The 24,593-nt window shown below is 64.0% G+C and carries 22 protein-coding genes and 2 pseudogenes; 7 read left to right on the forward strand and 17 right to left on the reverse strand.

The features are described 5' to 3' along the window. Window positions 1-89: 89 nt before the first annotated feature. From BX591_RS29555 to BX591_RS29565, 3 genes and pseudogenes are all read right to left on the reverse strand, one after another. Window positions 90-686, reverse strand: coding sequence for a GNAT family N-acetyltransferase (locus BX591_RS29555; protein WP_167444639.1), 597 nt, complete (start codon window positions 684-686; stop codon window positions 90-92). A 190-nt stretch (window positions 687-876) separates the two neighbouring features. After that, window positions 877-1,068, reverse strand: a pseudogene (locus BX591_RS29560) (CDF family Co(II)/Ni(II) efflux transporter DmeF); the annotation flags it as partial. Window positions 1,069-1,150: 82 nt separating this feature from the next. After that, on the reverse strand, window positions 1,151-1,759 hold the full coding sequence (locus BX591_RS29565) for a short chain dehydrogenase (protein ID WP_111934861.1): 609 nt from the start codon (window positions 1,757-1,759) through the stop codon (window positions 1,151-1,153). A gap of 110 nt (window positions 1,760-1,869) precedes the next feature. Between BX591_RS29565 and BX591_RS29570 the strand changes: the two genes are divergently transcribed. Beyond that, window positions 1,870-2,748 carry a LysR family transcriptional regulator gene (locus BX591_RS29570; protein ID WP_111934862.1) on the forward strand — a complete coding sequence of 293 codons (879 nt, stop codon included), beginning with the start codon at window positions 1,870-1,872 and terminating at the stop codon, window positions 2,746-2,748. A 33-nt stretch (window positions 2,749-2,781) separates the two neighbouring features. Here BX591_RS29570 and BX591_RS29575 read toward each other — a convergent pair whose 3' ends face one another. Together BX591_RS29575 and BX591_RS29580 are read right to left on the reverse strand one after the other, a co-directional pair. Then, the gene (locus BX591_RS29575) at window positions 2,782-3,168 is read right to left on the reverse strand and encodes a VOC family protein (protein WP_111934863.1); all 387 of its coding nucleotides are present in this window, start codon (window positions 3,166-3,168) and stop codon (window positions 2,782-2,784) included. Window positions 3,169-3,353: 185 nt separating this feature from the next. Beyond that, a complete protein-coding gene (locus tag BX591_RS29580) occupies window positions 3,354-3,857 on the reverse strand; it encodes a hypothetical protein (protein ID WP_111934864.1) in 504 nt (167 codons plus the stop codon). Between the two features lie 132 nt (window positions 3,858-3,989). Between BX591_RS29580 and BX591_RS29585 the strand changes: the two genes are divergently transcribed. Next, complete coding sequence (locus BX591_RS29585; protein ID WP_111934865.1) at window positions 3,990-4,928, forward strand: LysR family transcriptional regulator; 939 nt, start codon at window positions 3,990-3,992, stop codon at window positions 4,926-4,928. 17 nt (window positions 4,929-4,945) lie between these two features. On the opposite strand, the gene BX591_RS29590 is transcribed toward BX591_RS29585, so the two are convergent. The 7 genes from BX591_RS29590 to BX591_RS29620 form a co-directional block, all read right to left on the reverse strand. Continuing rightward, entirely contained in the window at window positions 4,946-5,659 is a 714-nt protein-coding gene (locus BX591_RS29590; protein WP_111934866.1) for an ABC transporter ATP-binding protein, read from the reverse strand. Beyond that, entirely contained in the window at window positions 5,656-6,462 is an 807-nt protein-coding gene (locus tag BX591_RS29595; RefSeq protein ID WP_111934867.1) for an ABC transporter ATP-binding protein, read from the reverse strand. The genes BX591_RS29590 and BX591_RS29595 overlap by 4 nt, the downstream gene beginning before the upstream one ends. Next, entirely contained in the window at window positions 6,459-7,703 is a 1,245-nt protein-coding gene (locus BX591_RS29600; protein ID WP_111934868.1) for a branched-chain amino acid ABC transporter permease, read from the reverse strand. The genes BX591_RS29595 and BX591_RS29600 overlap by 4 nt, the downstream gene beginning before the upstream one ends. Further along, the gene (locus BX591_RS29605; protein WP_111934869.1) at window positions 7,696-8,634 is read right to left on the reverse strand and encodes a branched-chain amino acid ABC transporter permease; all 939 of its coding nucleotides are present in this window, start codon (window positions 8,632-8,634) and stop codon (window positions 7,696-7,698) included. The genes BX591_RS29600 and BX591_RS29605 overlap by 8 nt, the downstream gene beginning before the upstream one ends. 4 nt (window positions 8,635-8,638) lie before the next feature. Next, window positions 8,639-9,088 (reverse strand): acyl-CoA thioesterase, encoded by a 450-nt coding sequence (locus BX591_RS29610; RefSeq protein WP_111934870.1) that lies wholly within the window; start codon window positions 9,086-9,088, stop codon window positions 8,639-8,641. 187 nt (window positions 9,089-9,275) lie between these two features. Beyond that, a complete protein-coding gene (locus BX591_RS29615; protein ID WP_105506639.1) occupies window positions 9,276-9,806 on the reverse strand; it encodes an NUDIX domain-containing protein in 531 nt (176 codons plus the stop codon). Between the two features lie 383 nt (window positions 9,807-10,189). Further along, the gene (locus BX591_RS29620) at window positions 10,190-11,617 is read right to left on the reverse strand and encodes a YbfB/YjiJ family MFS transporter (RefSeq protein ID WP_244146827.1); all 1,428 of its coding nucleotides are present in this window, start codon (window positions 11,615-11,617) and stop codon (window positions 10,190-10,192) included. Between the two features lie 119 nt (window positions 11,618-11,736). On the opposite strand from BX591_RS29620, the gene BX591_RS29625 reads away from it, so the two are divergent. Then, window positions 11,737-12,651 (forward strand): LysR family transcriptional regulator, encoded by a 915-nt coding sequence (locus tag BX591_RS29625; RefSeq protein WP_111934871.1) that lies wholly within the window; start codon window positions 11,737-11,739, stop codon window positions 12,649-12,651. Window positions 12,652-12,913: 262 nt separating this feature from the next. On the opposite strand, the gene alaS is transcribed toward BX591_RS29625, so the two are convergent. After that, window positions 12,914-15,538 (reverse strand): alanine--tRNA ligase, encoded by a 2,625-nt coding sequence (alaS, locus tag BX591_RS29630; RefSeq protein ID WP_111934872.1) that lies wholly within the window; start codon window positions 15,536-15,538, stop codon window positions 12,914-12,916. Between the two features lie 304 nt (window positions 15,539-15,842). On the opposite strand from alaS, the gene BX591_RS29635 reads away from it, so the two are divergent. Beyond that, window positions 15,843-17,063 carry a CaiB/BaiF CoA transferase family protein gene (locus BX591_RS29635; protein ID WP_111934873.1) on the forward strand — a complete coding sequence of 407 codons (1,221 nt, stop codon included), beginning with the start codon at window positions 15,843-15,845 and terminating at the stop codon, window positions 17,061-17,063. Window positions 17,064-17,211: 148 nt separating this feature from the next. On the opposite strand, the pseudogene BX591_RS29640 reads toward BX591_RS29635, so the two are convergent. Both BX591_RS29640 and ggt read right to left on the reverse strand, forming a co-directional pair. Then, window positions 17,212-17,763, reverse strand: a pseudogene (locus tag BX591_RS29640) (RBBP9/YdeN family alpha/beta hydrolase). A gap of 84 nt (window positions 17,764-17,847) precedes the next feature. Continuing rightward, window positions 17,848-19,599 (reverse strand): gamma-glutamyltransferase, encoded by a 1,752-nt coding sequence (gene ggt / locus BX591_RS29645; RefSeq protein WP_111934874.1) that lies wholly within the window; start codon window positions 19,597-19,599, stop codon window positions 17,848-17,850. Window positions 19,600-20,138: 539 nt separating this feature from the next. Here ggt and BX591_RS29650 point away from each other — a divergent pair. Both BX591_RS29650 and BX591_RS29655 read left to right on the forward strand, forming a co-directional pair. Further along, window positions 20,139-21,848, forward strand: coding sequence for a glutamine--tRNA ligase/YqeY domain fusion protein (locus tag BX591_RS29650; protein WP_111934875.1), 1,710 nt, complete (start codon window positions 20,139-20,141; stop codon window positions 21,846-21,848). A 261-nt stretch (window positions 21,849-22,109) separates the two neighbouring features. Beyond that, window positions 22,110-23,060, forward strand: coding sequence for a transporter substrate-binding domain-containing protein (locus BX591_RS29655; protein WP_167444640.1), 951 nt, complete (start codon window positions 22,110-22,112; stop codon window positions 23,058-23,060). 55 nt (window positions 23,061-23,115) lie between these two features. Here BX591_RS29655 and BX591_RS29660 read toward each other — a convergent pair whose 3' ends face one another. Beyond that, the gene (locus BX591_RS29660) at window positions 23,116-23,565 is read right to left on the reverse strand and encodes an NUDIX hydrolase (protein WP_111934876.1); all 450 of its coding nucleotides are present in this window, start codon (window positions 23,563-23,565) and stop codon (window positions 23,116-23,118) included. Between the two features lie 82 nt (window positions 23,566-23,647). After that, window positions 23,648-24,037 carry an RT0821/Lpp0805 family surface protein gene (locus tag BX591_RS29665; RefSeq protein ID WP_111934877.1) on the reverse strand — a complete coding sequence of 130 codons (390 nt, stop codon included), beginning with the start codon at window positions 24,035-24,037 and terminating at the stop codon, window positions 23,648-23,650. A 311-nt stretch (window positions 24,038-24,348) separates the two neighbouring features. Between BX591_RS29665 and BX591_RS29670 the strand changes: the two genes are divergently transcribed. Further along, window positions 24,349-24,588, forward strand: a complete 240-nt coding sequence (locus BX591_RS29670) for a hypothetical protein (RefSeq protein ID WP_111934878.1) — start codon at window positions 24,349-24,351, stop codon at window positions 24,586-24,588. Window positions 24,589-24,593: the final 5 nt, after the last annotated feature.

Consider the following 24,593-nt stretch of genomic DNA (forward strand, 5'->3'; position numbering starts at 1 on the left):
CTCTATGGATCGAAGCAACGGACCGTACCGGCCGGCGACCATGATAGCCGGCGTCTGATGGCAAGCGCCGGGTCGGGATCGATCAGCCGTTACGCGCTGCCGGGGCGATCACGACTGACCAGACTCAGATATTCGCTCAATCCGGCTTCGCCAATCGGCTTGATCATGACACGCAAGGTATGGGTGGCATTTTTCATCGCGACCCCATGCCGACGGCGCGCCTCAAGGTAGCCATTCCGTTCCCAAAAACGTTCCGCGCGCGCGTTGCCGACAATCACACCCAGACGCAACCACTTTGCTCCGGATCCCTTAAGCCAATTTTCAAGGCCGTCATACAGGTGACGCGCTACACCTTGGCCGTGTTTGTCGGTCGACAGGATGAACAGTCCAATATGCCAGACACCGTCGACGAAGAGGTCTGACACAGTTGTAGCAAAGGCGGTCAACTCTTTGTTGCCATCGACAAACGCGATTGCGCGCTTGCTAGTGAACGCCCACTCTTCAGGCAGTTCACTTTCAAACTCCTCTTCGGCTTGCGTCTTTGTTGGAAGACAACCTTCTGCCGACAAGAAGTACGCGGGGTTGTCCTCCAGGAATTTCTGAATGACCGGGAGGTCATCGTAAACAAGTTCGATTGCGCAGTAACGACCTACCTCGAAAAGTATACGATTCGATTCAAAAGGCATTGGTTGGTTTCCGATTAGTCCGTGGCGTAGCGGCGGTTCATCAGGAAACGCCACGCAAGGATTGTCGCCAGTTCCGACGATTCTACGGCTAACCAGTTCTGGCCGGCTCGTGACAAATGCGTTTGGCAGAAATCGACGCAAAGCGCTCGGACCACTATCGTTCAAACGATGGCGGCCAGCGGATTCAGTTGTCTTCGGTGACATGGCGGACGTTATCGGCCATGCGTCTGTCGGGATTCATGTCGAGCAGAATGCCGCCCGTGTCTCGCATCAGGCCCCACGACCGGTTTGCAATCACAACGGCACCGATTACACCCGCAAGCAGGTCCATCCAGAGCCAGCCGAATGCACGCGCCAGCAACAGACCGCTGGTCGCCATCACGCGACCTTGTGGGATGGCCAGATTTATTTTTTGTTGCAGCGGCACGTCGTGTCCAACCACAACCTGCCGCGAGTCCTACACGTCAATGACCGACCCGATAAACGCGGCCGCTATGCACGCCCTCCACACTGCGTCGATAGGCCATTGCCACACGCGCCGCCGACACACTCTCGTAGCCGGGGAAGAACGGACCAAACCGGTCCATGGATTCGGTCAGTACCGTCGGACTCACGGCATTGATCCGGATACCCCTTGGAAGATCGCACGCGGCGGCACGCACGAATCCCTCTATCCCAGCATTCGATGCCGCGGCATGGGCACCTTGCGCAATCGGATCATCGACTGCAATGCCGGAGGTCAGCGTGATCGAGCCGCCGTCGTTCAGGTAGTGCTGCCCGACCAGCGCGACGCGCACCTGACCTAGCAGTTTGTCCTGCAAGCCTTTGTCGAAGGCGGATGCTGTCATCTTGTCGATGGGCGCCAGAATCACATTGCCTGCCGCCACGATGATGGCGTCGGTCTGTCCGATCTGCTCGAACAGGGTAGCGACGCTTTCATCGCTGGTGATGTCGACCTGCCGATCGCCTCGGGTACGGCCGACGCGAATGATTTCGTGGTTGCCACCACGCGAAAGTTCATCGGCCACGGAACGACCCACGTCCCCACTGGCACCGATCACGACGATCTTCATAAAAGCGGTCCTTTTTCGAAATCAGATTTAGAACGCCCCCATTCTTCATCAAACCAAACACGTAATAAATATGCTCTAATTTCCGATACTACTAACTACGAGTTAGCAATATGGACAAGCTGCGTGGTATGGAAGCCTTCGTTGCCGTCGTGGAGGGAGGGAGCTTCACCGAGGCGGCGCAGCGCCTCGAAGTATCGGCGGTCATGATTGGCAAATATGTGCGCCAGCTCGAAGAGCATCTCGGTGCCCGCTTGCTACAGCGCACCACACGCCGTCAGAGCCTGACCGACGCTGGTCGCGTTTTTTACGAAGACGCCAAGCGTGCGCTTGAACAGGTGCGGATGGCCGAGACGTCGATCGAACGGTTACGCGCGTCACCATCCGGCACGTTACGCGTAAGCGCCCCGACTACCTTCGGTGCGTGTATCGTCGCTCCGTTAGCGGCGACTTTCCAGCGAATGCATCCGCGTGTGCGGGTCGAACTGGAATTGAGCAATCGCAACGTCGACCTCATCGACGAAGGTTTCGATCTGGCGATCCGTATTGGCGAATTAGGCGACGCCGACCTGATTGCAAAACCGTTGACGCTGTATCGCATGGTGATTTGCGCGTCGCCGGGCTATCTCGCGCAATACGGGCGGCCAGAAACGCCGCAGGATTTGAGCGCGCATCACTGCCTCGCTCACTCGGTCTGGAATAGCCGTAACGGCTGGAAGCTCGGCGGTGAGGACGCACCGCCCTTTCCGGCAGAGCCGGCATTCACATGCAATGATGGAAACGGGCTGCGCATGGCCGCCCTGGCAGGTGCCGGATTGTTGCTGCAGCCGGAAGTCCTCGTGGCCAGCGATCTGGCAAGCGGGACATTGGAGCAGGTATTGCAAGCCTACTTGCCCAAGCCACATACCATTCATATCGTGTATAGACACGATCGCCGACCACTGCCGAAGCTCACCCGCTTTGTCGCGCATTTGCTCGAGCATGCGGCATAGCGAGAACCGCCCCACTCGGCTCGACAAAAAGCCTCAGCCCTCGGCCTCGACCTCGGCCTGATGGCAAACCACTTCGATGTTATGCCCGTCCGGACCAATGACAAAAGCCGCATAGTAGTTCGCGTGGTAGCGCGGACGCAGACCCGGCGCACCGTTATCCTTGCCGCCCGCTTCCAGCGCCGCGCGATAGAAAGCGTCGACCTGCTGACGATTGTCGGCCGTGAACGCCAGGTGAAGATGCGCCGGCTTCTCTTCGGTCTGGAACAGGCACAACGATGCCTTGCCCGGCGGACTCAGTTCGACACCGTAGGTGGGCGCCCCCTCCGAGACGACAGCTACGCCGATCGGTTCGAGAGCCGCGACGAAGAATGCTTTGCTCGCGGCATAGTCGCTGACGCCGAATTTAACGTGGTCGAACATGAACGCTCCTGAGTGTGGCGGCCCTCGTAAGACCTGACCTTTTTTTGAAATCCCCGCGATGTTGCCACACGCAAGCACGCGTGGCCACCCGTGGCAATCCGGGTATGAACGACGCACGGTGCAGGCATAGTCAGGTTGCGGCGAAGACATGACCTCACGCTCTTCAGCGGTGCCCCAAGCCAGGCTCAAAAACTCCGCACCACCTTCGGCTGCGAGCGCAATAGCAGGTAACACGCGGCGACATGCGTAATCATCAGCAGCGGCACATAAAGAATCGGAATCGCGTACATTGCGCCCAACTCGCCCGCGAGCGCCGGAAGCCCCGCCTGAATCGCACGGTAATAGTCGAGGACCAGATCCGTCACACCGACAACATTAAACGCCACGACGAACAACGAGAACAGCGCAGCTCTGCGTGCCGTCAATAACGCAAACATCGCCAGCACGCCCGTTGCGAAGTCACCATACGCGGCAGACACAGCAAAACTCGCGGGCAGATGAGGGCCGACCACGCCCGGCAGAATGAACGCCAGCCCGAAAAACCGAAAACTATGGAACGCAGCAATGGCGCGTTGCGCATCGAAAGCATCCATCGTTTTAAGCCGCGGCCAGACATACACACGAAAGCAAAGCAGCCACGCGACGTAGCCCAGAGCGAGATGCAACGGGAAGAGAAGTTCCGGCGGCATGAAGCCTCCTGTCAGGTGTTATCCGGCGCGCTGAAGGACACGAAAGAGAGCGGCCGGCACGAGCTCTCATCCGCAAACGTAGGTGTACCATGGCCTCTCTCGACCGACTATTCACCACAATGTTGACGGGCTATGAAGCAGAACTTCACAGTCAGACAAGGCGCGCTCGATGGCGTGGAGGTGTTCCTGAGCGTCGCCCAGCATCGCAGCTTCCGCCGGGCTGCCGCGGAACTCGGGGTGACGCCGTCGGCCGTGAGTCAGACGGTACGCGTTCTCGAAGCGCGCATCGGCGCGGCGCTTTTCATCCGCACCACGCGCAGCGTCGGCCTGACCGAAGCCGGCGAGCGGTTTCTGGCGCACGCCAGGCCCGCTTTCGAGGAGCTTGTCGCCGCGAGCGAGGCAGCGCGCGGATTCGGCCAGCGGCCCACTGGCCTGTTGCGGCTTTCCGTACCGCGCGCGGTGCTGCCCATTCTGCTCGAACCGCTGATCGCATCTTTCTGCGAGGCGTATCCCGAGGTCGAAGTGGAGATCGCCGCCAGCAAGGAACTGATCGATCTCGCAGCGGAAGGATTCGACGCCGGCATCCGCATGGGACAGTACCTCGACGCCGACATGGTCGCCGTGCCGTTGACGCCGCCGCTTCGTCTCATCGTGGTCGGCAGCCCCAACTACTTCGCCGTACACAGCCCGCCACAACACACCAACGATCTACGCCAGCACGCCTGCTTGCGGTGGCGGCGATCGAACGGCGCGCTCGCGCTCTGGTCCTTCAACGACAACGGCCAGACCATCGAGATCGCCGTATCCGGCCCGCTGATCGCCAATGACTTTCCGACCATGCTGGGCGGCGCGATCGAAGGCATGGGGCTTTCCCAGTTGCCTGAACCGATGGCCGCCGAACGGTTGCGAGCCGGACAACTGATGCACGTGCTGGAGCCATTCGCGCCAGTGATTCCGGGCGTGTTTCTCTACTATCCGAACCGTCGTCAGATCACGCCGAAGCTGCGCGCGTTCATCGATCACGTGAAAAGCCGCGCGGCGGGTCAGGGCAAAGTGCCGCGAACAGGATAAGGATCGACGCCGCCCGCTCAACCCACGCCGAGCCATTCCTGCATGACATCGGCGCGCGTCAGAAACGACGCCAGCGATGCCTCGAACACGATCTCGCCATGCCCCATGACGGCAACGCGGCTGGCGATATCGCGCGCGATCACGAGCCGCTGTTCGATCAGCAACATGGCCACGCCGCGTTCGCGCAATCTGCGCAGACACGTGGCCACCTGGTCCATGACGAGGCCCGCGAGTCCCTCGCCGGGTTCGTCGATCAGCAGCAGATCGGGATCGCCGAGCAGCGCGCGGGCGAGCGTCAGCATCTGCTGCTCGCCGCCCGACAGCGCGCCGGCACGCGTGCGCTGGCGCTCGCGCAGCACGGGGAAGAGTTCGTAGGCGTCATCGAACGTGAAGCGCGGCGGGCGCTGGCGGGTGCGCGGCGCCACGCCCAGCTGCAGATTCTCGTGGACGCTCAGCGTGGGAAAGACGTCGCGATGTTCCGGCACGTAACCGAGTCCCAGACGCGCGATCTCGAAGGTGCGCAAGCCGCCGAGCGAGCGGCCCGCGAAACTTGCTGCGCCCTCGCTGCGCACGAGGCCCATCAGCGCGCGGGCGAGCGTCGAGCGGCCGGAGCCGTTGCGGCCGACCAGCGCGAGCGCTTCGCCCGCCTCGATGCGTAGCGTGACGCCGTGCAGCGCCTGGCTGGCGCCGTACCACGCGTTGAGTCCGCGGATGTCGAGCAAGGCGGTCATGCGCGAGGGCCTTGGGTGAAGGCTGTGCCGTTGCCGTTGCCATTCACGCCGCCGGCGGCCACACCGTTGCCCAGATAAGCGGCACGCACCGCCGCGTCCGCGCGAATCGCCGCCGGCGTGCCGCTCGCGATAACACGCCCTTGCACCAGCACCGAAATACGATCCGCGATAGCGAACACCGCGTCCATGTCGTGCTCGACCATCAGCAGCGTGCGTCCGGCAGTGGTTTCGCGAATCAGCTCGATGGCGCGGGCGGCTTCCGCGTGGTTCATGCCGGCGGTCGGCTCGTCGAGCAGCAAGGTATGCGCGCCGCCCGCGAGTGCAATGCCGAGGTCGAGCGCGCGTTGTCCCGCATAGCTAAGCGTTCCTGCCTGCACATGCCGATGAGCGCTCAGACCGACGGCGTCGAGGACCTGTTCGGCGCGGGCGTCGACGGTGCGCGAGCCGGTCAGCCGCTGCCACCAAAGCGTGCGGTCGCGCTCGGCGAGTTGCGCCGCGCAGCGCAGGTTGTCGAACACGCTCAACCGCGCGAACACGCTGGTGGTCTGGAAACTCCGCGCGAGACCCCGGCGTGCGATCGCGGCGGGCGCGAGCCGCGTGATCTCCGCGCCGAACAGATCGATGCGCCCCGCGTTGGGCCGCGCACCGCCGGCGATCAGATTGAAAAGCGTCGACTTGCCCGCGCCGTTCGGACCGATCAGCGCGTGGCGTTCGCCGGGCTGAATCGCAAGGTCGACGCCGTGCAGAATTGGCGTGGCGCCGAAGCGCTTGGTCACGCCGTAGAGTGCGAGAGCGGGGATCATCGCGCCTCTCCCACGAGCGGCGTCTCGCCCGCGGGCATCGCGAGACGTGCCTGCGCGCGGATCGCGTAACGCGCCGCGATTGCCCCCGGCACGGCCAACAAAAACAGCACGACGCCAAGCCTTAATGGCGCCGAAGCCAGATCCAACGACAAACCCGCGACCTTCAACACCGCCCCGTCGTCCGCACCGAATTGCACGGCATAGGCCCATTGCACCGCGAGCACGATTGCCGCCGTCCACAGCAGCACGGCAACCGTGCCCCACGCGTAAGCCGCGCGACACGCACGCCAGCCGTGCGTCGCGATTCGCGTCGTGAGCCGCTGGGCGAAACCCGCCAGACCATCCGGCGAGACCACCACGATCACGACAAAGAACAGCCCCAGATAAAACAGCCACGCCCGCGTGACGCTCGCCACCGCAACGCTGAAAAACGTCAGCACGACCGCGCCCGCGACCGGTCCGAAAAACGTTGCTGTCCCGCCGATCACCGTGGCGATCAGCACCGCGCCCGAGCGCAGCATGCCGACGCTTTCCGTGGATACCAGTTCGACGTTGATCAGGCTCAGCGTCCCCGCGATGCCCGCGAAAAACGCGGCCAGCACCACCACGCCGTAACGGACGCGGCGCGGATAACAACCGATCGCCGCCGCGCGCGCGGGGTTATCGCGCACGGCATTGGCGAGCCGCATGAACGGCGTACGCGACAGCGCAAACATCGCCGCGCAAGCCAGACAACACCAGACGGCGATCAGCGCGTACGCCTCGCGTGCCGGACCGAAGCTCCAGTTTCCCAGCAACGGCCCGCTCGCACGGTCGATCGACACGCCCGCTTCGCCGCCGAACCAGTCGGGCAGCGTCCACGCGGCGGCCGCCACGAGTTCGCCGAGGCCGAGCGTGATCATCGCGAAGGCGGTGCCCGCGCGCCGCGTCGACACGAGACCGAACAGCGCCCCGCACAGCGCGCCGCCGATGCCGCCGACCAACGGCAGCAGCACGAGCGGCACGCCCATCGCATTGAACAGTTGCGCGGCGATCAACGCGCCGAGGCCGGAATACGCGGCGTGACCGAACGACAGCAATCCCGTTGCGCCGAGCAGCAAGTTGTAGGAGAGCGCGAACACGATCATTGTCGCGGTCTGCGCGAGGTAGGCAAGCAGCCAGCTTTGCGGCCAGACGAATGGCGGGACGGCCAGCAGGAAAACGAGCGCCAGCCATGGCGCCGATCGACGCATTTCACGCATGCTCGTCACGCCGTCCAGACAGCCCGCGCGGACGCAGCGCCAGCATCGCGACCAGCAGCAGATACGGGATCAGCGGCGCGAGTTGCGCGAGCGTCAGCGCTTCCCACCGCGGCGGCAGGGACCCACCCACCACCGCCAGCGCGTCGCCCAACGACACGTCGCTGGCCACGGCAAAGGTCTGCACACAACCCACCAGCAACGACGCCGCCAGCGCTCCGCTCAACGAACCCAAGCCGCCGATCACGACCACCACGAACACGATCGAGCCGAGCGATTCCGCCATCGACGGTTCGATCACCAGCAGCGGCGCGCCGATCACGCCGGCCAGCGCGGCGAGCGCCGTGCCGGCCGCGAACACGCCGGTAAATACGCGTGGCACGTTGTGACCGAGCGCTTCGACGGCGCTCGCATGCGTGAGCGCGGCGCGCACGATCAGCCCCGCCTTCGACACGCGCAACACCGCGTAAAGCACGGCAAGCATGGCCAGCGACACCCCCATCATGAACGCCCGATACCGCGCGAACGCGGCGCCATAGACGGTGAACAGCGGACCGTCGAGCGCCGCCGGCAGCGTCGCCGAAAGCGGGCTCAAGCCCCAGCCGAGCTTGACCAGTTCGCCGAGCAGATACGCCGCGCCAAAGGTCAACAGCAACTCCGCGAGATGGCCATGGCCGCGCACGTGGCGCAACAGCCAGCGCTCCAGCGCCGCGCCGATCAGACCGACGACGAGTGGCGCGATGACCAGCGCGCTCCAGAACCCGGCGTGCGCCGCCACCGAGAAGCCGACATAAGCGCCGAGCATGTAAAAGCTCGCGTGCGCGAAATTCAGCACGCCGAGCATGCTGAAAATCAGCGTCAAACCGGCCGACAGCATGAAGAGCAGCAAGCCGTAACTGACGCCGTTGAGCAGATTGATGACGAGCGATTGCACGCGCCTAATCCGCCTGCGCCGCGACGCTCAACGGTTCGAGCGCCGCGCGCAATCCAGCCGGCAGCGTCACCGGACGGCGCGTGACGCGATCCACATAGACATGCACGAAGTGGCCTTGCGCGGCGGGCTCGGCGTCGCCCTCCTTGAAAAGCCCGACTTCGTAACGCACGCTCGACGTGCCGAGCCGTACCACCCGCAAGCCCGCGTCGATCCGCTCGGGAAACACCAGCGGCGCGAAGTAGTTGCATTGCGTTTCGACCACGAGGCCGATCGTCTCGCCGTGCTCGAAATCCAGCACGCCCGCGCGGATCAGATACTCGTTCACCACGGTGTCGAAGTAGCTGTAATAGACGACGTTGTTCACGTGACCGTAGACGTCGTTGTCCATCCAGCGTGTGGCGATCGGCAGGAAATGCGGGTAGGCGCTGCGCGCGGCGTGGGCAGGTTTGTTCATCGTGGCATGGGGTGGTGGGCGGTGTCCTGGGTGCGTCGACAGTCGCTTTGCGTGGATTCGCGCGGATTCACGTGAATTCGCTTGGGTTCGCTTGGGTTTGCGCGGTGGCGGTGATCGACCAGCGCGCCCTGAATGATTTCGTCGCACAGGGTAGCCGAAGCTCGCCTCGGCTTCCTGCTGTCGTGGCTTACTGCCCCGGCTTCTCGACGAACTCGAACGGCAGGCCGCGCCGACGCATCCACTCGCCGAGCGCCTGACCGGTGCCCGCGCGCCACGGTCGCAATTTTGCGGGTTCCACCAGCCGGTATTCGAGCAATTCCGGCGACAGCGCAACGGTCCCGTAGGCCTTCACGTGATACGCAATGATCAACTCGTTCTTGCGGATGAATTCATACACGCCGATCAGTTCGACCGTCTCCGCGTGCAGCGAGGTTTCTTCGAGCACTTCACGGGCAATCCCCTCTTCCGGCGTCTCGCCGTTTTCGAGGAAGCCGGTAATCAGCGCGAACATGCCCTCCGGCCACGCGGCGTTGCGCGCCAGCAGAATCTTGCCTTCGTACTCGACGATCGCCGCCACCACCGGCAGCGGGTTGTTCCAATGGACGTAGCCGCACTCCACATCGGGACAGGTCTGGCGGATCCGCCCGCCTTCGTGCTCAGGGTCGGCGCGCTCGGTCAACGGGGTGGCGCAGCGTGGACAAAATCGGTAATCGGTCATGGCGTGAGGGACGTCTCGTTTGTTTTATAGCGGTTTATGTTCTACGTGCTTCGGGCAGGCCGCGCCGGGGCGCGGAAATGAAGCCCATTTTCGAATGTCGGTTGGCCGCCCGGTTTCTGACAATTGTCGAACGCGAAGTGTTGCATGGCGGACGGCGTGCCCGGCGACAGGCGCGATGAGATGACGGCGAAGCGGTCATTCTAGTGCGCTGTGGGGATTTGGTCTTCGGGAGGAAGCGAGTTGGCGGGAGGGTCGTTGCGAGGCGAGGCGGGGGGGCGAGTTTTTTTTATCGCTTTGGGTGGGTGTGGGGGGCCGGCTCTTTGTTCTCCGCCGGTCGGACGTGGAGACTCGCACTGTGTTTTTTGAGCCGACCGGTCACGCCATCAGGAGCATCCGCAATCGGGCATGCGACTGCGGCCGTGCGGCCAGTGCGCCACCGCGAGCAGGCCGATTGCGCCGAGCAACAGGACGCCCGTGGCCAACCACAAGGCCAATGAAAACGAGCCGGTGTGTTCGGCGATCGGCGCGGCCACCAACGGGCCGACGATCTGGCCGATGCCATAAGCGGCGGTCGCAAACCCCATCAAACCCGCGGCATGGTCGCCGCGCAAGTGCCGTGCTTCGCGCATCGCGAACAGCGTGATCGCGGTGAACGGCAGGCCGATCAGGATGCTGCCGAGCGAGAAACCACCGGCGGTCGGCCACACGATACCGAGCGCGATACCGGCCGCCTGCAGCACGTAGCAGCCCGCAAGCAACGTGCGGTTATCCCAATGCAGCGGCAAGCGTGCCGCCAGCAAGGCACCGACGATCAGAGCCAAACCGAACATCGGCCAGAACAGGTCGGGCCAGGATGAGCCCGGCAACGCGTGGCGCGCAATCACCGGAAGGAACGTCGCCGTGATGATGTAGCCGAAGCCGGGCACCCCGTAGAGGAGGACAAGCCAAAAAGCGTCCGTGCGATGTGGGACGCGGGTGGTGAGGGGTTGGGTTGCTGCGTGTTGGGTTGCTGCGTGTTGGGTTGCTGCGTGTTGGGTTCCGCCCTGCGGGGTCACAGCGTCCTGGCTTGCCACATGGTCACTCGCTGCACGCCCGGTTACTCCGCGCTCCGTTACTGTACGTTCCACCACAGCGTCCGCCGCCGCCGCACCGTGGCGCAGACTCGCCTGCGCCGCCCCACGATCCGACGCGCGACCAAATACCGACCACACCACTACCGACAAAACCGCCGCAATCAATCCGAACCCGATCCACCCCACCGTAGGTCCAAACCCGCCCGCAGCGCTGACCAGCAATCCCGTTCCGGCGATTCCCACGCCCGGCCCCGTGTAAATCACCCCGCCCCAGCCATGCGCGCCGAGTTCGTGGAGTCGCCGCAGTCCCCATTGCGAAGCGAAAACGAAGGTCCACGCACTCACCGCGCCGGCAATGAAGCGCACCACCGCCCACACCCAGAAGTGACTCGTGACGCCCATCGCCAGTGTCAACAGCACCGTCAGCACGAGCCCCGCCCGCACCATGTGGGCCGCGTCGACCCGCCGCAGCGCGGCGCACGCCACTGCGCCCACGAAATAACCTGCATAGTTGAACGACGCCAGCCAGCCGCCATGCTGGATGTCGATTTGCGGCTGGCCGTACGCGCTGCCGTGGAGCATCAGCGGCAACAACGGGGTGAAGGCGAATCGCCCAATGCCGAGCGCGACAGCTAGCGTCACCATGCAGGCAAGCGCCGCACGGCGGGCGGCATGGTTTTCGGCGGCCCGGCTGGGCGCGTCGCGGGAAATGTCGGAGGCGAGCTGGTTCGTGGGCATGGCGGCAGACGACAACCGGTTCGCGGTCACCGTTTCGGGTTGGGTTCAATGCATATTAGCTTGACCTTTCAATCATTAAAAATGAATAATTACGATATCACCCATCGCCAGGAGAGATCATGGATCTGGCCGCTTTGACTATCTTTCGGGCTGTCGTGCGAGAAAACGGCGTGACGCGCGCCGCTGCCAAGCTCAATCGTGTGCAATCGAACGTCACCACGCGCATCAAACAGCTGGAAGAGCAACTGGGCACCGACCTGTTCATCCGCGACGGCCGCCGCCTCGTGCTGACACCGGCCGGCGAGACGTTGCTGCCCTACGCGGAGCGCCTGCTTGCTCTCGCCGACGAGGCACGTCACGCGGTGCGGGAGGATCGTCCGAGCGGGCGTCTGCGTTTGGGCACGATGGAAAGTGTCGCGGCCACGCGCCTGCCCGGCTTGCTCGCGCGCTATCACACGCAATGGCCCGACGTCGCGCTGGAACTCGAAACCGGCACGACCGGCAAGCTGATCGAACGCGTGCGTGAGTTCGAAGTGGACGCGGCCCTGGTCGCGGAGCCGCTAGACCCGGCCGCGCTCGGCGAATTGTTCGAGACGGTGCCGGTGTTCACCGAAGAACTGGTGATGCTGACGCCGCGCGAGCATCGGCAGATTCGGGAGGTACGGGATATCGCGCTGTCGACGCTGGTCGCGTTCGAACATGGCTGCGCTTACCGGGCCTACATCGAGAAATGGTATCTGGAGCACGGCGTGCGGCCGGCGCGCGTGCTGGAGCTGGGCTCCTATCACGCGATCGTTGCGTGCGTGGCGGCCGGTGCGGGCGTGGCGGTCGCGCCGCGGTCGGTGCTGGACCTGCTGGCCGATTCGAGCAATATCGCGGTTCACGCGCTGCCGGAGATCGAGCCGATCGAAACGCTGCTGGTATGGCGGCGCGGGCATTTTTCTTCCGCGCTCAATGCACTGAAGAAGACGCTGACGGCGAAGGACGGTGAGATGGAGTCCGCGGCCGTTGCTGCGGCGCCGGCGGCAGCTTGATTGTTTGTTCGGCGTTTGCGTCGGCGTTTGCGGTTGTGTTTGCGTCGGCGACTGCGTCGGCGTTTGCGTTTGCGACGGCGAAGACAACGGCCGCCTGGCAGGTGAGCTCCATGAGAGAAAGACGCGCGGCGTTTTGCGCGTAGAACAATGGGCCGTCACCACGCAGCGTTCGCGCTAAAGCGCAGGCACCAAAAACTTAGGCCACGCTACGCGCCGATTCTCCGGCGCGCGGCGTGGCCCGCGATCAAACGCGAAACACGAATCAGAGCTGCGCTTCGACCCAACCCTTCACGCCAGCCAGTGCGGCAGGCAGATTTGCCGGTTCGGTACCGCCAGCCTGCGCCATATCCGGCCGACCGCCGCCCTTGCCGCCGACTTGCTGCGCGACAAAGTTCACCAGTTCGCCTGCCTTGACCTTCTTGCTGGCGTCAGCCGTCACACCGGCAATCAGACTGACCTTGCCGCCTTCGACGGAAGCCAGCACGATCGCCGCGCTCTTCAGCTTGTCCTTCAGCTTGTCGACCGTCTCGCGCAGCGTCTTGACGTCCGCGCCTTCGAGCGTGGCCGCGAGCACGTGCACGCCGGCGATTTCGATTGCCTGACCGGCCAGCTCGTCGCCCTGGCTCGACGCCATCTTCGACTTCAGCGCGCTCAACTCCTTTTCGAGCGACTTCACCTGATCCTGCACCTGCGTGATGCGCTGCGTCAGTTCCGACGGCTGCGCCTTCAGCACCGCCGCGGCTGCGTTGATGCGCGCGTCGAGGTCCTGCACGAAGCGCACCGCGTTGTCGCCGGTGATCGCTTCCACGCGACGGATACCCGCCGCCACGCCGCCTTCCATCACGATCTTGAAGAAGCCGATGTCGCCAGTGCGATGCACGTGCGTACCGCCGCACAATTCACGTGAGAAGCCGAGATCGAGCACGCGCACTTCGTCGCCGTATTTTTCGCCGAACAGCGCCATGGCGCCGCCCTTCACCGCCTCGTCGTACGGCATGAGCTGCACGATGCCGGGCGCGTTGGCCAGCACTTCGGCGTTGACGATCGCTTCGACCTGGCGGATCTGGTCGTCGGTCATCGGCGCGTTGTGCGCGAAGTCGAAACGGGTCTTCTCCGCGTCGACCAGCGAACCCTTCTGCTGCACGTGCGAACCGAGCACTTCGCGCAGCGCCTTGTGCATCAAGTGCGTGGCCGAGTGGTTGCGTTCCGTGCGGGCACGACGCACCGCGTCGATTTCCGCCTTCACCACGTCGCCCACCTTCAGCGTGCCCTGTTCGAGCGTGCCATGATGACCGACCACGTCGGCCTGCACTTTCAGCGTATCGGCCACCGCGAAGCGCACGCTGGCGTTCGCCAGCACGCCCTGGTCGCCGACCTGGCCGCCCGACTCCGCGTAAAACGGCGTGTGGTCGAGCACGACCACGGCCTGCTGGCCGCGATCGACTGCCTGCACCGACGCGCCGTCGACGTACAGCGCGATCACCTTGGCGTCGTCGAACACGACTTCTTCGTAACCGTGGAACGTGGTCTTCGCGCCCGAGTATTCGAGGCCCTGCGCCATCTTGAACTTACCCGCCGCACGCGCCTGCTCGCGCTGACGCGCCATGGCTTCGTCGAAGGCGGCTTCGTCGACCGTGACTTCACGCTCGCGGCACACGTCTGCCGTCAGATCCAGCGGGAAGCCGTACGTGTCGTGCAACTTGAATGCGAGTTCACCGTCGAGCGTCTTGCCGCCCTTCGCGTCGAGATCGGCCAGCGCCGATTCGAGAATCGACATGCCATGCTCGATGGTCTCGAAGAAGCGCTCTTCTTCCTGACGCAGCACGTCGGTGACGCGTTGTTCGGCTTCCTTCAATTCCGGATACGCCGCACCCATCTGCTCGACGAGGTCGGGCACCATGCGGTGGAAGAACGAACCCTTCTTGCCGAGCTTGTAGCCATGGCGGATGGCGCGGCGCACGATCCGGCGCAGCACGTAGCCACGGCCTTCGTTGCCGGGAATCACGCCGTCGACGATCAGGAACGAGCAGGCGCGGATGTGGTCGGCAATGACCTTCAGCGAGTTGTTCGTGAGGTCGGTGGTTGCCGTTTCGCGAGCCGCTGCCTTGATGAGCGACTGGAACAGGTCGATCTCGTAGTTGCTGTGCACGTGCTGCAGCACGGCCGCGAGACGCTCCAGACCCATGCCGGTGTCGACGCTCTGCTTGGGCAACTTCGTCATGTTGCCCTGCGGGTCGCGATTGAACTGCATGAACACGAGGTTCCAGATCTCGATGAAGCGGTCGCCGTCTTCTTCCGGCGATCCCGGCGGGCCGCCCCAGACTTCCGGACCGTGGTCGTAGAACACTTCGGTACACGGACCGCACGGGCCGGTGTCGCCCATGGTCCAGAAGTTATCGGACGCGTAACGCGCGCCCTTGTTGTCGCCGATGCGGATGATCCGCTCTTTCGGCACGCCGATTTCGTTTTCCCAGATGGCGAACGCTTCGTCGTCTTCCTGGTAGACCGTGACGGTCAGCTTGTCGGCCGGCAACTGATAGACCTTGGTCAGCAATTCCCAGCAGTAGTGGATCGCCTCGCGCTTGAAGTAGTCGCCGAACGAGAAGTTGCCCAGCATTTCGAAGAACGTGTGGTGACGCGCGGTGTAGCCGACGTTTTCCAGGTCGTTATGTTTGCCGCCCGCGCGCACGCTGCGCTGCGAGGTCGTGGCACGCGAATACGGACGCGATTCCGCGCCGAGGAACACGTCTTTGAACTGCACCATTCCTGAATTGGTGAAGAGCAGGGTCGGGTCGTTGCCGGGCACAAGGCTCGACGAGCGAACGATCGTATGGCCCTTCGATTCGAAGAACTTGAGGAATTTCTCGCGGATTTCGGCGGCTTTCATGGCGTGCGGGGGACGGGTTTGCCAGTTCCCTGGCTGTTACCGGCGGCATCGTGAGATGCGCCAACTGTTTGTTTCTTAAACGACTGATTATACGGGATCGGCGCCCGCGCGCGACGGGCCGTGCGCCAGTTAGCCGTTCGGCCAGGTTTGGGCGGGCAGCGCGAGACAGGGCGAAGTCAAACGGAGTACGCGATTCGTCCTATGCCGTTCGGCCGACTGCGCCGGCGCACGGGAATCGCTTAAGATTGCCTCCATTCGCGGCGCCTTGCGCGTCGCTTCGGCTACCTAGGAGACATCGAACAACATGGGCGCTCTCAGTCATATCCGCGTGCTGGATCTCACCCGCGTACTCGCCGGACCGTGGTGCGCGCAGACGCTTGCCGATTTCGGCGCCGACGTGATCAAGATCGAACGTCCGGAAGTCGGCGACGACACGCGGCACTGGGGCCCGCCGTACCTGAAAACGCCGGACGGCGCGGACACGCGCGAGGCCGCCTACTACCTCGCGGCCAACCGCAACAAGCGCTCGGTCACCGTCGACATCGCCTCGCCAGAAGGCCAGCGGATCATCCGCGAACTGGCCGCGCAAAGCGACGTGGTGCTGGAGAACTACAAGGTCGGCCAGTTGCAGAAGTACGGTCTCGACTACGCGTCGCTCAAGGAGGTAAAACCCGATCTGATCTACTGCTCGGTGACCGGTTTCGGGCAGACCGGGCCGTATGCGCAGCGCGCGGGCTACGATTTCATCGTGCAGGGAATCGGCGGCTTCATGAGCATTACCGGCGAGCGCGACGGCCAGCCGGGCGGCGGTCCACAGAAAGCCGGCGTGGCGATCGCCGACCTCATGACCGGCATGTATTCGACCGTCGCCGTCTTGACGGCGCTCACGCACCGCGACCGCACGGGTGAAGGTCAATACATCGACATGGCGCTGCTCGACGTGCAGGTGGCCATGCTCGCCAACATGAATTCGAACTTCCTCGCCAGCGGCCAGCCGCCGGTGCGCTGGGGCAACGCGCATCCGAACATCGTGCCCTACCAGACCTTCCAGACCAGCGACGGCTGGATCATCGTCGCGGTCGGCAACGACGGGCAGTTCCGCAAGTTCGTCGAGGCGGGCGGCCGGCCGGAGCTGGCCGACGACGAGCGCTTCGCCACCAACCCGGCGCGCGTGCGTCAGCGCGAAACGCTCGCGCCGATGCTTGCCGACATGGTGCGGCTGCAGAGCAAACATCAGTGGATCGCGGCGCTCGAAGCGGCGGGTGTGCCGTGCGGGCCGATCAACGATCTCGGCGAAGTCTTCGAGAACGAGCAGGTGATGGCGCGCGGCATGCGGGTCGATCTGCCGCATCCGACGGCCGGGGCGGTCAAGCTGGTACGCAATCCGATCAGGATGAGCGGCACGCCGCCCGAAGCGCTGACGGCGCCGCCCACGCTGGGCGAGCATACGGAGAGCATTCTTCGCGATGTGCTGGGTTATGACGAGGCGCGGATCGCGGCGTTGCGCAAGCAGTCGGTGATTTGAGGCGGGCGTCTCGGGGCCTGCGCTGTGGCGTCGTCGTGGCGCCATGGCCGCATGGGCGCCACGCTTCAGGCCGCTAAATGCGGAGCAACGCGAACCGCGCTCGTGCCCCGCGAAAGCCTTGTTAGCCTGCTTAGCCTTGTTAGCCTGCTTAGCCGAACGAGCCCAGCCAACGCCGCCCGTCATCCCAATCGCCGAGTCCACTGTCGGCGTTGATATGACCGCGCGGGCCGATGCCGATCCAGCGGCTGCCCCAGCCACTCGCACAGTTTTGTGAGAACGGCTCGTCGCCGTACGGATCGTCGCTGCTCGCCACGACGATGCTGGCAAACGGCAGGCGCGTGAGCGGGACCGCCGCGAAGCCGCTGGCGTCCTGCGGGAAATGACTGCCGGAAGAATCGGGCACGGCCACCAGCAGCGCGCCCGCCACCTTCGCGAGCTGCGCGGCGCTCGCGTACTGCGAGGCCCAGAAGGCGGTCGTCAGGCAGCCGAGGCTGTGCGCGGCGAACACCACGGGCGCGTCGGCGGCGCTCACGGCGGCGTCGAGCGTGCGGCACCACGCGTCGCGCGATGGGTGATCCCAGTCCGGCATCTGCACGCGCGTGAAAGCCGGATCGAGCGCCTCCCAGCGGGTTTGCCAGTGGCCTGCGCCGGAGCCCTAGTAGCCGGGCAGTACGAGAATATTGAGTTTTTGTCCGCTCATGCGTTGGGTGTGGTTAATCGTTGATTCGTTGATTCGTTGATTCGTTGGTCGCCGATCCCCGATCGTCGACGCGAGAACCCCGCGTCACCGTATCACACGCCCCACGCCCACGCCACGCGGGTCCGCAGCCGGCTCGGGAGCCGTGCCTTGCACGCGGATCATCTGCACGTCGCCGTTGAACGACTGGCCTTCGAGCGTATAGCCCTTCGCTTGCAGTTGTTCGGCCAGTTCACCCGCGATCGGACGATACGGCTCGAAGTAGATCGTCTTCTGCGGCAGCAACTGGTGATGAAAACGCATCGCGGCGAGCGCGTCCGTCGGCGTCATGCCGAAGTCGACCAGGTCGGTCATCACCTGGAAAATCGTGGTCAGAATCCGCGACCCGCCCGGCGTGCCGATCACGAGCGCGATCTTGCCATCCTTCAGCAGCAGCGTCGGCGTCATCGACGAAAGCGGGCGACGGCCCGGCGCCACCGCGTTGACGTCCACGCCGCTTGCGCCGGCTGGGCTCGCGTTCGCCGGCCTGGTGACGAAATCGTCCATGGCGTCGTTCAGCAGGAAGCCGCCGCCGTCCACCACCACGCCGGAGCCGAAATCGCCATTCAGCGTGTAGGTGTTCGACACGGCATTGCCCCACTTGTCGACCACCGAGAAATGCGTGGTTTGGGCCTTTTCCGCCGATGCATCGCCAAGCCCGGGTTTGACCGGTGCGGCGCCGGGAACCTCGTCGGGCGAGACTTCGTCGGCGCGTTGGGCGAGGTAGGCGTCGTCGGTCAATTTGTCGACCGGCACCTTGTACGAATCCGGATCGCCGAGGTACTGCTGGCGATCGGCGAACACACGGTCCTCGATCTGCGCGACCAGGTGGATATACGGCGCCGAATTCAGTTCGAGACCATCGAAAGCCTGCTTCAGATCGGCCTTCATTTTCAGCATCTGGATCAGCCCGACGCCACCTGAACTAGGCGGCGGCGCGGTGACGACCTGGTAGCCGTTCCAATCGGCGGTGAGCGGCTGGCGCCACACAGCCTTGTACTGCATCAGGTCCTGTTTCGTGACGAGTCCATGGCCGTACATCTGCTGCGCGATCAGATCCGCGGTGCGGCCTTCGTAGAATTCGCGGCCGCCGTCGCCGGCAATGCGCGACAGGGTTTGCGCAAGCTCGGGCTGGCGATACGTCGCGCCCGCTTTGAGGTTCGAGAAGTAGGCGTCGAAATTGGTCTTGCCGACGAAATTTTTCGCCGCCGTATCGTGGCGCTGCTGCAGCCACGGCTCGACCACGAAACCGTCCGTGGCGTAACGGATCGCGGGCGCCAGCACCTGCTTCCACTTCAGTTTGCCGAAGCGCTGCTGTGCCTCCCACATGCCTTCGACAGTCCCCGGCACCCCCACCGCGCGATGCCCGACCACGCTCATGCCCGGCACCAGGTTGCCCTTGTCGTCGAGGTACATGTCGCGAGTCGCCTGCTGCGGCGCGCGTTCGCGGTAGTCGAGAAAGTACGGTTTGCCGTCCATCAACACGGTCATGAAGCCGCCACCGCCCAGGTTGCCCGCATCCGGACGAGTCACGGCCAGCGTGAAGGCCATCGCGACGGCGGCGTCGACCGCATTGCCGCCGGCGGCGAAGATCTGCTGCGCGGCGTCCGCGCTGTAACGGTCCGGCGCCGCCACCGCGGAAGCATCGAGCACGGCCTTGGGCGGCGGCGTTTTCGCGTTCGCCACGACTGGCGCGAGGCTGGCCGTAGCCAGCGCGAACAGGACTGAAACCGTCGCGATCCGGGCGAAAGAACAAAAAACGAAAGGCGCGCGACGCGCGTGGTGGTTCGGGACAGACATCCGAGATACTCCGGGAACGATGGGCGCCATCGGCACCCGAGCGGCTGAAGCTCGGGCAACGCGGCAAGGGCGGTGCAGCCGGCACGGACGGCGGCTACGTCAACTTGCGCTGCGCGTTTGGACACAAGCGGCACTGCCCAGAAAAAAAATAGAGCGGCGGATTCGCGAGGCCCGCGGAGCGCAGGCCACGTTCGCCGCACAGCACGCGATGGACTCCCGCCAGCGGCGGTCATCGGTTTCGGCAGATTGGCGCATGACCTACGCCAACGCATCGGCCAACGCATCGGCCCAAGGCCAACGGCGGACAAACCACGCCGCTCGCATCCTAAGTCGCCGCCCGGCCCGCGAACAAACCGTTTTACCTCCTGTTACAGCACCTTAAACGCAGCTTGCGGCAAGCACCGACACCCTCGAAAAACCGTAGAAACCGCTCGAACGTTGGCTGCACGCCGCACTCGCCTGTCGCAAAGGGACGCGTCAGGTAGAATTAACGGATAAGTGGGCGCATTGCGCGCCCCGACCGACTTTCACCTTCTCGCATGACTACCGAACGCAACGACGCGCCAGCGGCATCCAATTTCATCCGCAACATCATCGACGACGACAACCGCACCGGCAAGTGGGGCCAGCGCGTCGAAACGCGCTTTCCGCCCGAGCCGAACGGCTATCTGCATATCGGTCACGCCAAGAGCATCTGCCTGAACTTCGGCGTGGCGCGCAGCTATGGCGGCGTGTGCCATCTGCGCTTCGACGACACCAATCCGGAAAAGGAAAGCGTCGAATACGTCGACTCGATTATCGACGCCGTGCGCTGGCTCGGTTTCGAGTGGGAAAAAGACGGCAAGGAACAGCTCTATTACGCGAGCGACTACTACGACAAGCTTTACGAGTTCGCCGAACTGCTGATCGAACGCGGCAAGGCTTACGTGGACAGCCAGTCGGCCGAAGAAATGCGCGCCAATCGCGGCTCGGCCTCCGAGGTCGGCACGCCATCGCGCTTCCGCGAACGCTCGGTGCAGGAAAACCTCGACCTGTTCCGCCGCATGAAGGCCGGCGAGTTCAAGGAAGGCGAGCACGTGCTGCGCGCGAAGATCGACATGTCGTCGCCGAACTTCAACATGCGCGACCCGGTTATCTACCGCATCCGCTTCGCGCATCACTACCGCACCGGCGACGCCTGGTGCGTGTACCCGATGTACGACTACACGCATTGCATTTCGGACGCGTTGGAAAACATCACGCATTCGCTGTGCACGCTCGAGTTCGAAGACCATCGTCCGCTGTACGACTGGATTCTGAACGAGCTGGCTGAAGCGGGTATTTTCACGCGCCCGCTGCCGCAACAAATCGAGTTTTCGCGGCTGAACCTGACCTACGCGATCACCAGCAAGCGCAAGCTGCTGCAACTGGTGACCGAAGGCCATGTGGACGGCTGGGACGATCCGCGTATGCCGACCATCGTCGGCGTGCGCCGGCGCGGCTTCACGCCCGAGGCGATCCAGTTGTTCTGCGAGCGCATCGGCGTGACCAAGGTCGATTCGTGGATCGACATGAGCGTGTTCGAAGGTGCGCTGCGCGACGATCTGGACGACAAGGCGCCGCGTACGGCCGCCGTGCTCGATCCGGTCAAGCTGATCATCGACAACTTCCCGGAAGGCGTCAGCGAGCCGTGCACCGCGCCGGTTCATCCGCATCATCCGGAACACGGTGTGCGCGAGTTTCCGATTTCGCGCGAACTGTGGATCGAGCGCGACGACTACAACGAAGCGCCGCCGAAGGGTTATTTCCGTCTGTTCCCCGGCAACAAGGTGCGGCTGCGTTACGGCTACGTGATCGAATGCGTCGGCGCGGACAAAGACGAGAACGGCAATATCGTCGCGGTGCATTGCACGTATTTCCCGGACAGCAAGTCGGGCACCGAAGGCGCGAACAACTACAAGGTCAAGGGCAACATTCACTGGGTCAGCGCGGCCGCCGCCTACCCCGCCGAAGTGCGCATTTACGACCGTCTGTTCAAGGAACCGCAACCGGACGCCGGTGGCCGCGAATTCCTCGACGCATTGAATCCGGACTCGAAGCGCGTGGTTCATGCGTACCTCGAACCGGGCGCCCAAAATGCGTTGCCGGAACAGCGCTATCAGTTCGAGCGCCATGGCTACTTTGTCGCCGACCGCGTCGACTCGAAGCCGGGCAAGCCCGTGTTCAACCGCATCGTCAGCTTGCGCGACAGTTGGGGCAAGCCGGCGTAAGCTTGAACGGCTGTCGGTCGTCGCGCATCTGAAGTTGAAGACGGCGTGTATACCGTTGATGGGATGCACGCCGTTTCGTTGCATCATGTTCCATCGACAGTGACAGGGCGCCCGCCCGAATGCGCCAGTCCCGGAGGTCCGATGAAAGTGGTTGCCCGCCGCGGGGCGAGTACCGGTGAGCCGACACACGTGGTGCGCAATGCGCACGACCTTCCGGGTATGCATGAAGCGCATCATGCTCAGACCGTTCCCGCCGTCGGCATGGCACACGCCGCCGCACGCTTCGCTCGTCGCGCGTTGCAGCGCGGCCGGCTGACCAGGCTCAACCAACTCGCGGCGCTGGCCCCCCTGATCGCAGCGTCGCTCGCGGGCCCGGTCCGCGCGGACGAACTCACCGGCACCCTGAAAAAAATCCATGACGACGGCGTGGTCGTGCTCGGCGTGCGTGAGGCGTCGATTCCGTTCTCTTACTTCGACGGCAAAGGCACGGTCGGCTATTCGCAAAGCATTGCGCTGCAGGTCGTCGATGAAATCAGGAAGACGCTCGGCATGCCGCAACTGAAGGTGCACGAGATCACCGTGACCTCGTCGAACCGCACGCCGATGCTGCTGAACAACCAGATCGACCTGGAATGCGGCTCGACCACGCATACCGTCGAACGCGAAAATCTCGCCGCCTTCTCGAACAGTTTCTTCCAGTACGCGGTGCGGATGATCGTGCGCAAGAGCAGTGGCATTACGGATTTTCCGGACCTGGCGGGCAAGGCGGTGGTGACGACCGCGGGCACCTCGGACGAACGCCTGCTACGCCGCCTGAATACCGACAAGCATCTGAATATGCGCATTACCAGCGCGCGCGATCATCCGGACGCGTTCAACGCGCTCAAGGACGACCGGGCGGTAGCGTTCGTGATGGACGAACCGATCGTGTACGGCTTCAAGGCCACCGATCCGCGTCCGGACGACTTCGTGGTAACCGGCACGCCGCTCGGCTCCGAGGTCTACGCGTGCATGTTCCGCAAGGGCGACGAACCCTTCCGCAGTCTCGTGAACGGTGTGATCGCGCGCGGCCAGACTTCCGGCGACGCGGAACGTTTGTACCGGCAGTGGTTCACGCAGCCTATCCCGCCGCACGGCATCAATCTGAATTTTCCGCTGTCGGAACAGAATCGTGCGTTGTTTGCACATCCGAACGATCGCGCGCTGGATTGAGGTTCAGCGCGAGGCGGGCCGTGACGCTGCCGGGCTCATTGCGCCGCCCTGGCAGCTATAGCGACCGATGCAAATCCGCCAGCGACAGCGTCGTCTGAAAAAGCCGCGCGAGACTGCGGCTCGCATAACGCTCGACCTCGTGCGGCGCGGCCCAGCGGTAGGCATCCATTTCGGGAATCAGCGTGCCGTCGGAGCGGCGCGGAAACAGCGACGTGCAGGTGCACGAACTCAGATCGAGTTCGTCGGCCCGAGCCCGCGCGCCGAACAGATGCAGGTCCTTGTCGCGCCGGTAGACGAACAGGCCGAGATCCTTCAGCCGCTCCGCTTCGATCGCGATGCCGGTTTCCTCGACCATCTCGCGCAATGCCGTGACGTGCGGCGCTTCGCCCTCTTCGCCGTGCCCTTTCGGAATGTCCCAGTGCGAGGTTTCGGTGGCATGCGCGAGTAGCACGCGGCCGTCCGGATCGAGCAGCACGATGCCGCACGAAATGACCCGCGCGCTCATCGCCGTCTCGCGCCGCAGCGCGCCATGGCATCGGGCCGCGCAGCCGGCCAGCCGGCGCGCGTCGCCATTACGGCCAGCATGCTCAGTGCTTTTTCTGCAGTTGCCAGTTGCCCTCGCCCTGCTTGCAGAATTGCGGGCGCAGGTTCATGGATTGGCCCTTCGCGTTCAACACGACGCCGACGTCGCGGCAGGTGCGCTCGCCGTCCTTGGCCGTGCCGGCGACCGTGATGGTCGCGTCGATTTTCACGCTGTTGCCGGTGCCTTCGTTGACCCAGTTCGCGCTCTCGCCGTCCTGTTTATCGTTCAACGCGGCCATGACCGCCTTCTTGACCGAATCCACGTCGCGCTGCTTCATGTAGCTGATCGGCGTGTCGTTCAGAAAGCCCAGGTTGGCTGCTTGCGCGCTGAGCGCGCCGCCCAGCAACAGGCAACCGACGCTCAGATGAAACAGGGCACGGGTTCGCATCGACATGAAGAGTTCTCCTCGAAAGTGTTTCAGGCGGTCGACGAGCGCGCTCGCCGCAACTCGTGATCTGGACCCCAAAAGCATAGCATGTCCCCTTGACGCGACCGCGCGATATACGCTCGCGGTGACTTGCAGCAATCGGCGTCGAGACCGGAATGCCCCGCTACGTCGGCCTTCTCCCGTCGCGCGCAGCGCGCGGACGCATGCGTACGCTGGTCGCGTCTAATTTTAAGATAAGTCCCATGTCCGCTTGGCGCACGCATTTTTAAGATTGCTCTATTGCGCTTCGGCGCCCTTCACGCGTCAAACCCTTCGCCATGGATACCTCCCTTGCCCTCGAAACCTTTGCCGTCGCGCTCGCGCTGTTGTGTGTCGCGCTCGTACCCGTGGCGATCCGCAGCGACCCTGGCCTGGCGCGACGTATCGTCAGGATGGACGGACTGCCGCTCGCGCGTTGGCCGAATCTGCTGACGCGGATCGGCTTCGCGTGTCTGCTGGCTTCTTTCGCGCTGTTTTTCATCGCCTGCTATTACATCCTCGAAGGCCCGGGTTACTGATCCGG

Source organism: Paraburkholderia bryophila (assembly GCF_003269035.1).
GTDB lineage: Bacteria > Pseudomonadota > Gammaproteobacteria > Burkholderiales > Burkholderiaceae > Paraburkholderia > Paraburkholderia bryophila.